At 69.7% G+C, this 13,206-nt stretch carries 7 protein-coding genes; 2 read left to right on the top strand and 5 right to left on the bottom strand.

Annotated features, from left to right (window positions below; genetic code table 11):
• Positions 1 to 51: 51 nt before the first annotated feature.
• The 5 genes from AB0I42_RS17050 to dnaE all read right to left on the bottom strand — a co-directional run bounded on the left by AB0I42_RS17050 (position 52) and on the right by dnaE (position 10,914).
• A complete protein-coding gene (locus AB0I42_RS17050; RefSeq protein WP_357538331.1) occupies positions 52 to 516 on the bottom strand; it encodes an HSP20 family small heat-shock protein in 465 nt (154 codons plus the stop codon).
• Between the two features lie 180 nt (positions 517 to 696).
• The gene (gene fxsT, locus AB0I42_RS17045; protein ID WP_357538329.1) at positions 697 to 4,740 is read right to left on the bottom strand and encodes an FxSxx-COOH system tetratricopeptide repeat protein; all 4,044 of its coding nucleotides are present in this window, start codon (positions 4,738 to 4,740) and stop codon (positions 697 to 699) included.
• 44 nt (positions 4,741 to 4,784) lie between these two features.
• The gene (locus AB0I42_RS17040) at positions 4,785 to 6,008 is read right to left on the bottom strand and encodes a TIR-like protein FxsC (RefSeq protein ID WP_357538328.1); all 1,224 of its coding nucleotides are present in this window, start codon (positions 6,006 to 6,008) and stop codon (positions 4,785 to 4,787) included.
• A 146-nt stretch (positions 6,009 to 6,154) separates the two neighbouring features.
• Positions 6,155 to 7,372, bottom strand: a complete 1,218-nt coding sequence (locus AB0I42_RS17035) for an FxsB family cyclophane-forming radical SAM/SPASM peptide maturase (RefSeq protein WP_357538326.1) — start codon at positions 7,370 to 7,372, stop codon at positions 6,155 to 6,157.
• Complete coding sequence (gene dnaE, locus AB0I42_RS17030; protein WP_357538324.1) at positions 7,369 to 10,914, bottom strand: DNA polymerase III subunit alpha; 3,546 nt, start codon at positions 10,912 to 10,914, stop codon at positions 7,369 to 7,371. The genes AB0I42_RS17035 and dnaE overlap by 4 nt, the downstream gene beginning before the upstream one ends.
• 161 nt (positions 10,915 to 11,075) lie before the next feature.
• Here dnaE and AB0I42_RS17025 point away from each other — a divergent pair, with 161 nt between their 5' ends.
• A complete protein-coding gene (locus AB0I42_RS17025; RefSeq protein WP_357538322.1) occupies positions 11,076 to 11,543 on the top strand; it encodes a DUF4442 domain-containing protein in 468 nt (155 codons plus the stop codon).
• A gap of 109 nt (positions 11,544 to 11,652) precedes the next feature.
• The gene (locus tag AB0I42_RS17020) at positions 11,653 to 13,197 is read left to right on the top strand and encodes a multicopper oxidase domain-containing protein (RefSeq protein ID WP_357538321.1); all 1,545 of its coding nucleotides are present in this window, start codon (positions 11,653 to 11,655) and stop codon (positions 13,195 to 13,197) included.
• The last annotated feature ends 9 nt before the right edge of the window (positions 13,198 to 13,206 follow it).

Raw genomic sequence — 13,206 nt, 5'->3', positions numbered from 1 at the left:
CCCGCGGGGCCGACGAGGGTCACCCGGCCTTGGCCGGCCGGGCGACCGGGGTCAGGAGGAACCGAGTGCCGGCGTGTCCGTGGGCGTTCCCTCCACGGTCCGCGCACCGGCTTGGTTGATCTGGATCCGGCGGGGCTGGGCCTGCTCGGCGACCGGAAGGGTCAGCGTCAGGACCCCGTCCTGCCAGGTCGCGTCGATACGGTCGAGGTCGAGGCCGTCGCCCAGCGTGAGCCGGCGCTCGAACGTGCCGGTGACCCGCTCCCGGCGCACCCAGTGCACGTCGGCGTCGGTACGGGCACTGCGCTCGGCCCGGATCGTCAGCATCCGGCCATCGACGTCGACCTCGACCGAGCCGGGGTCGACACCGGCCAGGTCACAGTGCAGTACGAAGTGGTCACCCGACCGGTAGAGATCCATCGGCATCGCCATGGTCGCCGCGCCGCCCGCGGCGACGCTGCCGAACACCTGGCCGGCAAGCCGGTCGAACTCGCGCAAAGAGTCGAAAGTCAGCACCACACCAACCACCTCCTAGGTCCTGCCCGCCGGAGTCTCCGGCAGGTCAGTGGCGCTCGATAATCGAGATCGCACCCACGGTGGAGCGGTGGTCTTCACCGCCCCGGGCAGGTCCGACACCAACTTTTTTAGCACTCTCCACACACGAGCGCCAACCCTTCCGGGAGATCCACATGACCGGATTCAGAGCAGCGGCGGCTCCAGATCGGAGCTGAGCCGTTCTCCGGCCCGCACCACCTTCGTCGTCGGATGCTCGTGGCCGAGCAGCGCGCCGAACTTGGCCAGCACCGACTCACCGACCCGGCGCCCCTGCTCGACCTCCCCGACCGCACCCAGCGACAGGGCCAGGTTGGCCTCCGCGGTGAGCGTCTCCGGATGCCCCGGCCCGAACACGTCGGCCAGCCGGCGATGCACGTCCTCGTCAATCTCCCGGGCCCGCGCCACGTCACCGAGGGAGAACAGGCTGTTGGCGAGATTGAGCCGGGCCGTCAGCGTGTACGGGTGGTTGTCGTTGAGCCGGGCACCGAACTCGTCGGCCACCTCCGCGGACAGCGCCCGGGCCCGCTCGTGGTCACCGAGCGCACGGGTGAACACCGCGATGTTGTTGGTGCAGATCAGGCTGAACGTGCGGTTGGCGGGAATGATCCGCTGGTATTCCGCCCGGGCCTCCTCGGCCCGGTCCAGCGCCGACCGCAGGTCACGGACCGCCCAGTCGTCGCTGGCCAGGTTGAGCAGGCAGGTGACGGTGTCCGGGTGGTTACGGCCGGGGCCGTGCAGGTAATGCTGCAACGAGCTGTCGGTGAGCCGGCGGGCGGCCGCGTAGTCGCCGAGCTTGCGCAGTGTCACGGCCAGGCTCTTCGCCGTACGCAGGGTCTCGGTGTGGCTCTCGCCGAGCACCTCCTCGTAGGTCCGCAGGGTCCGTTCCAGGGTCCGCCGGGCGGCCGGGAAGTCACCGATCTCCCGCAGGTCACGGCCGTAGTTCCCGGCGGAGAACAGGGTGTACGGGTGACGTTCGCCGAGCACCCGCCGCCGCTTCTCCAGGGTGTCCAGGTCGAGTGCGGCGGCCGCCTGGTAGTCGCCGACCAGGCGCAGCGAAACGGCCAGGTTGTTGGCGACCATCAGGCTGTGCGGGTGCTCGTCGGACAGCGTCGAGCGCAACTGCCGCAGGGTGCGTTCGTCGAGTTCCCGGGCGCCGACGTAGTCGCCGGTCATCCGGTGGTCGGCGGCGAGGCTGCGGGCGGCCATCAGCGTGTACGGGTTGGTCTCGCCGACGGTGGCCTTGAACCGGTCGTACACGTCGTGGTTCTCGTCGTGCGCATCGCGGTCGTGCCCCTGGGCCCGCAGCACGTTGGCCCGGTGGAACCGCACCAGCAGGGTCAACCGGTCGTCGGCGCCGAAGACCTCCTCCCACCTGGCCCGGGCCCGCTCCGCGAGCAGCCGGCTGCCCGCGTAGTCGTTGCGCTTGTGCAGGTAGCGGACGACGTCGATGATGAGCTGCCGGACCTCGGTGGACCTGGACTCGACGGCCTTCGACGGCAGCAGGTGCGGCCAGAGTTCGGCGTAGCGGGACCAGTTGTCGGGGTTGTCGGGGTCCTTCGGGCTGGGCTGCGCGCCGGCCAGGATCTCGTGCACGTGGCGCCGGTTCTCGTCGCGCTTCTCCGGCGACAACTCCTCGCGGATCATCAACTGGATCAGCCGGTGCACCTGGATGCTGCTCTGCCCCGGACCGACCTGGGCCAGCGCGTACCGGTTGATCTCGCGGATCACCGGTCCCATCATCAGCGGGTCGGTCAGCGACGGGTCGTACTCGGTGAGCACCTGCAGACACCGGTCGCTGTAGATCAGCGACGTCGGGATCGGTTCGGCCGAGAAGAACGCGCACAGCTCCATCAGCCGGGCGGCGGCCGGCTGGCGCTCGCGCACCTTCTCCAGGGCGAGCTGCCACATCGCGGCGACGGTCTTGGAATAGCCGCCGGGCACCGGCGCGGACAGCACGCGGACGAGCTGGCGCTCGATCTGGCGGAGCAGTTCCGGCACCGGGATCAGCGTCTCGGCCAGCCAGGCCGCGGCCTGTTCCAGGGCCAGCGGGAGATCGCCCATCTTCTCCGCGACCAGTTCCGCCTCGTCGTCCGTGATCGACTCGACGTGCCGGCGCAGCAGCGCGATGCTCTCCTCGCGGTGGAAGACGCCGACCGACACCCCCTCCGCCCGGGTCGCCCACGCCGGGTCACGGGACGTCAGCAGCACGTGCCCCGGCCCGTGCGGGATCAGCCCGTCGACGCTGGCCGGGTCGTCGACGTTGTCGTAGATGATCAGCCAGCGGGCGTACGGCCGGCCCTGCTGGAGCGCGGTCAGCACGGTGCGTACGGCCTCGTCGGCGTCGTTGCCGGCCGGCAGCCCGAGTTCCCGGCCCAGCTCGACGAGCCGGTCCCGCACGACGCTCTCCTGCTCCGCCGAGATCCACCAGACCACGTCGTAGTCGGCGGCGAACCGGTTGGCGTACTCGCGGGCGACCTGGGTCTTGCCGACGCCGGCCATGCCGTGCAACGCCTGCGGCAGGGTGCGGCTGGCCCTGGTCGCGAGCCGGTCCCGCAGGTCGTCGAGGATGCCGACCCGACCGGTGAACGTGCTGTAGCGGGGCTGGATGTTGCGTACCCGGGGCTGCCCGGTCGGGAACCGGGGCCGCCGGCCGCCGGCCGACTCGGCGCGCGGGTCACCGTCCGGGGGCGCGGCCTCCAGGCCCAGCGCGTCCAGCAGAAGTTCGCTGGCCTGCTGCTCGGTGCGGTCGGACAGGTCGACCTGGGTGCGGTCCAGGTAGGGCGCCGGCGGCCGGGTGGCGTCGAGCCGGGCCACCACGACCGAACGGGGCACCGGCCCGCTGCCGGCCCCGACCAGCCGCTTCCACAGGTCGGTGGCGCCCGGCGCGGCCAGGAAGTCGCGGGAGAGCAGCACCAGCGCGGCGCTGGTCGTACGCACCAGCCGCTCGGCCTCGGCCATCCGGCCGCCGCCCGGCCGGGCGTCGATCTCGTGCAGCACCGCCTGCATGCCCGCGTCGGCGAGTTCGGCGGCGATCCACTCGGCCCACAGCCGGTCCACCGCCGAGTAGGTGAGGAACACCTCGGAGATCTCCGACGGGCGCAGCCGCTGCCGCTCGAAGTCGGCCAGCCGCCGCAGCCGCTCCCGCTCCTCGATCGAGCCGTTGTGCTGCACCTCTCCGTTCGTCAGCACCGTGGTCAGCCGCTCGTACGCCCCGAGCAGCGAGTTGTCCTGGTAGGGCCGGTCACCGAAGGTGGAAAGGATCTCCTCGTACGCGTAGTAGGCCCGGTAGGGGATCTCGACGTTGCCCCAGTAGCGGTCGGCCTGGGCGGCGTCGAGATGGGCGAGCATCGGCCGGAACCGCAGCCGGGCGAAGTCCCGGCCGGCCTCGACCTTGCCCTGCTCGCCGTCCTCGACCCGCATCGGCGCCGGCAGCATCCGCACCGGCCGGTCGCCCCGCTGGGTCTGGATCGAGTACGCCACCGCCGCCGCGCCCTCGATGCTCTGGGTGTTCATCGTGAAGCAGTTGACGACGGTGTCGGGCAGCAGCACCGTGCAGATGCCGGCGGCGTCGCTGAGGCCGGTGCGGCTGTCGATGAGCACGTAGTCGTAGTTGGCCTTCAGGTCGTCGCGCAGTGCCTGGAGGAAGACCCCGCCGTGCAGCCGCTCGAAGAAGCCGTTCCAGTCGAAGGTGGTCACCGCCCGCGAGTAGTGCCGGTCCTGGCGGCCGGCGGGGACGAAGTCGAGCATGCCGTCGTCGGGGAAGTGGTCCCACTCGATGGTCGACGCGTAGTCGAGGATCCGGGCGTGGTCCCGGTGCCAGCCCGGCTGGCTGGGGCCGTTGGGATCCAGGGTCGCCTCGGAGAACGACCGGATCATGTCGATGATGCCGGGCGAGGAGCGCAGTTGCTTGTCGACCAGGAACGGGTGCAGGTAGCGGTGCAGGCCCGGTGACTCCAGGTCCCAGTCGATGACCAGGACCCGCTTGCCGTTGCTGGCGAGGATCCACGCGACGTTCGCCACCGCCATCGTGCGACCGGTGCCACCCTTGTACGAGTAGAACGTGATGATCTCGCCGCCGGGCTCGGGACCGGCGGCGGGTTCCGCCCCGGTGGCCGGCGCGGGCTCGATCGCCGGTGCGGCCTCGGTGGCCGGGGTGGCCGTACTCGTGGGCGTCTGTCTGACCGTCATGGTCCGCTCCTGATCCGGTCGTGACGTCGGGCGTCCGTACCCGGTTACGGGTTTTCGAGGAAGGGACGGTCGAACCGGATCTTCCCCTGCGGAATCCGGTAGATGTGCCCCCTGGTGATGACCCGGCTCCAGGCTTCTTCGAGCACCTCTTCCAGGCACTGGCCGAAGCTTTCCGGGCTGGGAATGCCGAACCGGAACATCTCCTGGTCGGGCCGGGTGACGTTTCGGGGCAGCAGACGTCTGCACTCCAGGTCGAGCTGCGCCCAGTGCGACTGGTTCTCGGCGATGGCCGGGTTCCAGGGCGCGAGCACGGCCGTGGTCGGGCCGCTGTTCTCGTCGTAGCGCTGCAGGGCCAGGCGCTGGTCCTGCAACTGGCTGGACCAGGCGTCGAGGAGCAGCACCACGATCTGGTTGTTGCGCACCGCCGATTCCAGCCGGTCGGTGATGCCGTCGGTGGAGGCCACCTCGGCCCCGAAGTCACGCTGCATCGCCAGGCCGCTGGCCAGGTCGGAGACCGATGTCCGCGGATCGGGATGGTACGGCGCCCAGGAGTGGTCGTGGTTGCCGTAGGCGCCGAGTTCGGACCGGACCGGCGACATCTCCTCCCGGTTGCCGGCGGAGACCACGAAGTGCACGTGCTTGACCGCCTGCCGGGCCTCGACCGACTCACGTGGGGTCGGCGCCGCCGGGACGGCGAACGCGTTGGGCACCAGGCGCAGGACCGGCTTCTCGACCGGGGGCGGCAGCGGATGGTCGTCGTGCAACGACACGATCGTGCGGGCCAGTTCGGCGATGAACTGGTATTTCCGGTCCCGGTAGCGGCCCTGCCGCATCAGGTCCCGCAATCCGATCGGACGGTCGTTCTGGTCGAGGCCGATCTGCGGGTATTGCAGCCTGGCGGCGACCGGGTGCACCTCGGTGCCGGCCATCCACATGACCGGGATCAGCGACGGCGGGCGGCTGCCCTGCGCGGTCCGGTGCTGGTCGAGCCGGCCGTCGAAGACCGACCATTCCTGGCCGCAGTTGACGCTCTTGAAGTATCGCGGCGCCATCAGCGCGATGAAGGTGTGCGCCTGGGACAGTGCGGTCGCCAGCTCGTCGGGCCATTCGGTGCCCGGCTCGATGGTGCTGGTGTCGAAGAAGCCGACGCGTTCGTGGCGGCCCAGTCCGGCGTGGGCGCGTACCTCGGCGCTGAGAAGGTCGAAGAACTTCTTCTTCCACGGGTCGTCGTCGCCACGGGCGTAACTGAGAAAGAAATACTGTCCCACCACGTCCTCCGACCCGCCGAAAGGCATTCAGACAGCCGGTAACACGCATGCTGTGCAGCGAGTATATCCGCGCGCTTCCAGGCGGAATGGGTCCCGATCTTCCGGGATAGCCGATTGGGATAAATTGGACCGACAATTGTCGATCATCACTCGATGGAGGGAACCGCCGGCACCCGTTGCCGAAGATCCGCCGACAGCCGTCGCCGTACGTGGTCGATCAACCGATAGAGATCGACACAGTAGACGGACGGGTTACGGAACCCGGAGCCGGCGCGGTAGCGGTGCGGGAAACAGCCGCCGCCACAGGTGCGTACGACGTCGCACCGGCCACACTCGTCGGACAGGGCAGCCGCCCCCAACTGGCGGGCCACCACCGCGGGATGCCAGAGTGCCGCGTCGAACGCGTCGGTGTCGACGTTGCGGCCGGTCGCGGGCGCCCCCGGGTAAGCCGACTTGAGCGTGTCCACCTGCTCCACCGCCCCGTCGGTGTCGACGACCGCGGTCACGTACGGGCTCAGGCCGACCGACTCCGACCGGCCCGGACCCCCCAGCAGCAGGTGGATGATCTCCTCGAAGAGCCGGATCCCGGTCTCCCGCCGCGGCGCGCCGTACCACCGGTCGAAGACCGCGATCAGCCAGTCGGCGTACGGGGTGGCGTCGGTCGGCGGCCGGCCCGGCGGCGGATCCGACCAGTTGCCGTGCGGCAGCAGCAGGTCGATCGTCGGTGGCGCGAACGACAGCAGCGCCTCGTACGTGCCGACCGGATCGTTGGCCAGGTCGACCGTACACAGCAGACCGGCGAACATCTCCCGGAAGTCAGCGCCGGTGAGCAGGTCGAGACCGGCCCGGACCTGCGCGTAACTGCCGCGCCCGTCGGCGAACCGGCGGTGCCGGTCGTTGCCGACCGCGTCACCGTCCAGGCTCACCCCGACCCGGTAGCCGTGCCGACGCAACGCCGACAGCATCGGCCGGTCGAGCAGGATGCCGTTGGTCTGCACGCTCAGCGACATCGCGGTGCCCGCCGGCAACAGCGTCCGCAGGAGTTCGGCGGTGCGCTCCACCGCCCCGGCGCCGGCGAGCAACGGCTCCCCGCCGTGCAGCACCACGGCCACCTCGGCGAGGGCGTGGGTCCGGGCGTGCTCGGCGATCCGCTCGCAGACCCGGGCGTGCACCGCCGCCGACATGACCTTCGGCCGCGACCGCCAGCTCTGGTCGGCCATCGTGTAGACGTAGCAGTAGTCGCAGGCCAGGTTGCAGCGGGCGTGCACCTTGACGACGAACTGCCGGAACGGTGCCGGCCGGAAGCCGGTCCGGCGCAGCGCCGCCAGATCGAGGTCTTCGGGCCACCGCGCCGGCCGGCTCACTCGATGCCGCCCGCCCCGAGCAACACCTTGATCTCGGAACGGAACGCGACGTCGTTGGCCACCTTGATCTCCGCGCCGAGGGCCAGGCGGAGGTCGGCGCCGGAACCGGCCGGCTTGCGCAGCCGCATCTGCACCGGTACGTCGCCGGGGTGGGCGAGCAGCACCCGCTTCAACTCCTGCGCGAACTCGGCGGTCACCTTGTCCATGGTGGTGACCAGCACGATCGGCGGCTCGCCGCCCTCGACCACACTGGACACGTCGAGGATCGCCATGTCCTGGCCGAACACGCTGACCTCACCGTCGCGCCGGCTGACGTGCCCGGAGATCTTCACAACGGTGTCCTCGATCATGTACTGCCCGAGCACTTCGTAGGACTTGGGGAAGAACAGCACCTCGACGCTACCGCTGAGGTCCTCCAGGTGCACAATCGCCCAGGAGGCGCCCTGCTTGGTGATCTTCCGGGTGACGCCGGAGATCATGCCGGCGAGCACCACCGGCTTGCGGTCCGGGGTGTCCTCGCCGAGGATCTCGCTGATCATCTGCTCGCTGTTGGCCTTGAGGATCCGCTCGGTGCCGGCCAGCGGGTGGTCGGAGACGTACAGGCCGAGCATGTCGCGTTCGAAGGCGAGCTTCTCCTTCTTGTGCCACTCCTGCCCGCTGAAGGCCAGGTCGAGACCGACGACGGACGACTCGCTCGGCGTGTCGGTCAGCCCGCCGAACAGGTCGAACTGGCCGGCGGCCTCCTGCCGCTTGAGGCCTACGACGGCGTCGATCGCCGTCTCGTGGTGGATGACGAGGTCGCGCCGGGTGTGGCCCATCTCGTCGAAGCCGCCCGCCTTGATCAGCGATTCCACCGTGCGCTTGTTGCAGACGACCAGCTCGACCTTTGACAGGAAGTCGGAGAACGACGTGTACGCCCCCTTCTCCTGCCGGGACTTCACGATCGACGACACCACGTTCGCGCCGACGTTGCGTACGGCGCCGAGGCCGAAGCGGATGTCGCGGCCGACCGGGGTGAAGGCCAGGGCCGACTCGTTGACGTCCGGCGGCAGCACCTTGATCCCCATGCTGCGGCACTCGGCCAGGTAGAGCGCCATGGTGTCCTTCTTGTCGCCGACCGAGGTCAGCAGGCCCGCCATGTACTCGGCCGGATAGTTCGCCTTCAGGTATGCGGTCCAGTAGCTGATCAGGCCGTACGCGGCGGAGTGCGCCTTGTTGAAGGCGTAGCCGGCGAACGGCACCAGTACGTCCCAGACCGCCTGACACGCCTCCTTGGAGAAGCCGTGGTCGAGCATGCCCTGCTGGAACGGCACGAACTCCTTGTCGAGGATCTCCTTCTTCTTCTTGCCCATCGCGCGGCGGAGCAGGTCGGCCTGGCCGAGCGTGTAGCCGGCCAGCTTCTGCGCGGCGCGCTGCACCTGCTCCTGGTAGACGATCAGACCGTAGGTGTCGGCCAGGATGTCCTTGAGCGGTTCGGCCAGCTCCGGGTGGATCGGGGTGATCTCCTGCTGGCCGTTCTTGCGCAGCGCGTAGTTGATGTGCGAGTTGACGCCCATCGGGCCGGGGCGGTAGAGGGCGCCGACGGCGGAGATGTCCTCGAAGTTGTCCGGCTTCATCAGCCGCAGCAGGGACCGCATCGGCCCGCCGTCGAACTGGAAGACGCCGAGCGTGTCGCCCCGGCCGAGCAGGTCGAAGGTGGGCTTGTCGTCGAGCGGCAGCTTGAGCAGGTCGATCTTGAGTCCGGCGGTCGCCTCGATGTTCTTCAGCGCGTCGTCGATGATCGTCAGGTTGCGCAGGCCGAGGAAGTCCATCTTCAGCAGACCGAGCGACTCACAGGTCGGATAGTCGAACTGCGTGATGATGGTGCCGTCGGCGTCGCGCTGGACCAGCGGCACGTGGTCGATCAGCGGCTCGGCCGACATGATGACGCCGGCGGCGTGCACGCCGAGCTGGCGGACCAGTCCTTCGAGGCCCTTGGCGACCTCCATCACCTTGGCGACGTCGGCCTCGTTGGCGGTCAGGTCACGGACCGCGGCGGCCTCGGCGTACCGGGGGTGCTTCGGGTCGAAGATGCCGGACAGCGGGATGTCCTTGCCCAGCACCGCCGGCGGCATCGCCTTGGTGATCTTGTCGCCGAGGGCGTACGGGAACCCGAGCACCCGGCAGCCGTCCTTGATCGCGGCCTTCGCCTTGATGGTGCCGAAGGTGGCGATCTGCGCGACCCGGTCCGAACCCCACTTCTCCGTGACGTAGCGGATCACGTCACCGCGCCCACGCTCATCGAAGTCGATGTCGATATCGGGCATCTGGACGCGTTCGGGGTTGAGGAACCGCTCGAAGATCAGGCCGTGCTGAAGCGGGTCCAGGTCGGTGATGCCGAGCGCGTACGCGACGATGCTGCCCGCCGCCGAACCACGCCCCGGTCCGACCGAGATGCCGTTGTTCTTCGCCCACATGATGAAGTCGGAGACCACGAGGAAGTAGGCCGGGAAGCCCATCTCGCAGATGACGTCGAGCTCGTACTCGGCCTGCTTGCGGCGGGCCTCGTCGTAGCCGTCCGGCCACCGGCGGTCCATGCCGGCCCAGACCTCCTTGCGGAACCAGGTCGACTCGGTCTCGCCCTCGGGGACCGGGAACTTCGGCATCAGGTTCCGGAACTTGAACATCCCGTCGGTCTCGACCCGGGAGGCGATGAGCAGGGTGTTGCGGCAGCCCTCCTGCCACGCCTCGGACAGGTCGACGGCGTACATCTCCTCCGCGGACTTGATGTAGTAGCCGCCGCCGTCGAACCGGAACCGGTTGGGGTCGGACAGGTTACTGCCGGTCTGCACGCAGAGCAGCGCGTCGTGCGCCTCGACCTGGGAGGCGAAGGTGTAGTGCGAGTCGTTGGTGACCACCGGGGGGATGCCGAGCCGGCGGCCGATCTCCAGCAGTCCGTCGCGGACCCGCTTCTCGATCTCCAGACCGTGGTCCATGAGTTCGAGGAAGAAGTTTTCCTTGCCGAAGATGTCCTGGTATTTGGCGGCCGCCGCCTCGGCCTCCTTGACGTGCCCCAGCCGCAGCCGGGTCTGCACCTCGCCGGACGGGCAGCCGGTGGTGGCCATGATCCCGGCGGCGTGCTCGGAGATCAGGTCGGCGTCCATCCGGCCCTTGACGTAGTGCCCCTCGATCGACCCCCGCGAGTTGAGCCGGAAGAGGTTGTGCAGCCCCTCGGCGTTACGGGCCCACATCGTCATGTGGGTGAAGGCGCCGTTACCGGAGACGTCGTCGCGCTTCTGGTCCGGGTTACCCCAGTTGATCCGCTTCTTGTCGAACCGGGAGGCCGGTGCGAGGTATGCCTCGATCCCGATGACCGGGGTGATGCCGGTCGCCTTGGCCTGCTGGAAGAAGTCGTACGCCCCGTGCATGTTGCCGTGGTCGGTGACGGCCACCGCGGGCATCCCGAGCCGGGCCGCTTCGCCGAACATCTCCTTGAGGCGGGCCGCTCCGTCCAGCATCGAGTACTCGGAATGCACATGCAGATGGACGAACTGGTCAGCCACAGGTTTCTCCCCCCACGTGAGATGCCGGCCGGTACGGCGGCGCGAAGCCCACCTGACCCTAGCGCTGTCCTGACGCGGGCGTGGATAGGGCGTCCGGCGCGTCCCGCCGGCCGCCGGAGGGCCGATTGCCCAAGCAAGTTACCAGCAAGTAACATACCGCCATGTCCATCGACTCGCGGCAGGTGGCCGCCGGAATGCTGCAGGCCGTCCCGTTCGCCCGCACCCTCGGAATCGAATTCATCGACGTCGCGGAAGACTCCGAGGGGCTGCACGCGATCGTGCGCCTGCCGGACTCCGGAGCGACCCACAACCACGTCGGCGGGCCGCACGCCGGCGCCATGTTCACCCTCGGCGAGACCGCCTCCGGCGCGGTCGTGCTTGCCGGCTTCGGCCACCTGCTCGACCGCGCCGTGCCACTGGCCGTACGCGCCGAGATCGCGTACAAGAAGCTCGCCATGGGCCCGGTACGGGCGACGGCCCGCCTCGGCCGGCCGGTCGCCGAGGTCGAGGCCGAACTCGCCGCCGGCACCCGACCGGAGTTCCCGGTCCTGGTGGAGATCTCCACCGAGGGCGAGAGCGCGCGGGTCACGGCCCTGTTGACCGTGGTCTGGACGCTGCGCCCGCAGTGATCCCCGGGTCTTCCCTGATCCGCCCCTGAATCCGGCCGGCGGACCTGGACACCTCCTCGATAGGAAGACAGGCTACATGTAGCTGTCAGACCTATCGAGGAGGTTCTCGGTGACCACCACCGGTCCCCGTCCCCGCCGACCGCTCCGCCTGCTCGTCGGCATACTCGTCGCGGTCGTCGTGCTCTGCTGCTGCGGCAGCGCCGGCGTCACCGGGTGGCTGCTGCTGCGGCCGGGGATCGACACCGCCGGAAAGGTCGACTTCCGCAACCCGCTCGCCGTACCACCGCTGGCCCCGTCCCGCATCGACGACGAGGGACGACGGGTGTTCGACCTGCGGGCGCAGGCCGGCCAGCGCGACTTCGGCCGGGGCACGGCCACCCGGACCTGGGGCTTCGAGGGCGACTACCTCGGACCGACCCTGCGCGCCACGCGCGGCGAACGGGTCGTCGTCGACGTCGTCAACGGACTGCCCGAGCCGACCAGCGTGCACTGGCACGGCATGCGCCTGCCCGCGGTCATGGACGGCGGCCCACACCAGGAGGTACGCCCCGGCGCCACCTGGTCACCCACCTGGACGGTCGACCAGCCGGCGGCCACCCTCTGGTACCACCCGCACCCGCACGGCAAGACCGAGGAGCACGTCTACCGCGGCCTCGCCGGCATGTTCATCATCGACGACGAGCGGGAATCGGCACTACCGCTCCCCCGCGACTACGGCGTCGACGACTTCCCGGTGATCGTCCAGGACAAGAACTTCGACCGGGACGGACAACTGCGGGTCACCCGCAACATGTTCTCCGACATCGGGACGCTCGGCGACACCCTGCTGGTCAACGGCACCGTCGCGCCCTACCTGGACGTCACCACCGAACGGGTACGGCTCCGGCTGCTCAACGGCTCCACCGCCCGGACGTACGACTTCGGCCTCGCCGACGACCGGCCGTTCGCGCTCATCGGCACCGACGGCGGCCTGCTGCCCGCCCCGCACACCACCCGGCGGATCACCCTGTCGCCGGGTGAACGGGCCGAGATCGTCGTCGAGATGCGGGCCGGCGAGCGGGTCGCCGTACGCAGCTTCCCGCCGGCACTCGGCAACGTCTTCTCCGACCGGTTCGCCGGCGGCGAGGACACCTTCGACGTCCTCGAACTGCGGGCCGCCGGCACCCTCGCGGCAGCACCCGACCTGCCGGACCAGCTCGTCCCGGTCGAGCGCATCGATCCGGCGTCGGCCGTCACGACCCGGTCGCTCGACTTCGCCGGCCGGGGGATCAACGGCAAGAGCATGGACATGGGCCGGATCGACGCCGCCGTCGTCCGGGGCAGCGTCGAGATCTGGGAGGTCACCAAGCTCGACGGCACCCCGCACAACCTGCACGTGCACGACGTGCAGTTCCAGGTGCTGACGATCGGCGGCGAGCCGCCACCGCCGCACCTCGCCGGCTGGAAGGACACCATCCTCCTGCCCGACGACGACACCGTACGGATCATCATGCGGTTCGGCGACCACGCCGACCCGAACGTGCCGTACATGTACCACTGTCATCTGCTCTACCACGAGGACCAGGGAATGATGGGCCAGTTCGTGGTGGTCGAACCGGGCCAGTCGGCGGGCACCCCGCCGCGCGGCGGGGCGGGACACTCACACGGACAGTGACCGCGGCGC

The organism is Polymorphospora sp. NPDC050346, assembly GCF_040655695.1.
GTDB classification, from domain to species: Bacteria; Actinomycetota; Actinomycetes; order Mycobacteriales; family Micromonosporaceae; genus Polymorphospora; species Polymorphospora lycopeni.
Note: the sequence above shows the minus strand (reverse complement) of the source record. Positions and strands in the feature narration are given on the sequence as shown.

Excerpts from the sequence above, each read along its gene's own strand:
- fxsT (WP_357538329.1), bottom strand. The coding sequence starts at position 4,740 with ATGACGGTCAGACAGACGCCCACGAGTACGGCCACCCCGGCCACCGAG.
- AB0I42_RS17025 (WP_357538322.1), top strand. The coding sequence starts at position 11,076 with ATGTCCATCGACTCGCGGCAGGTGGCCGCCGGAATGCTGCAGGCCGTC.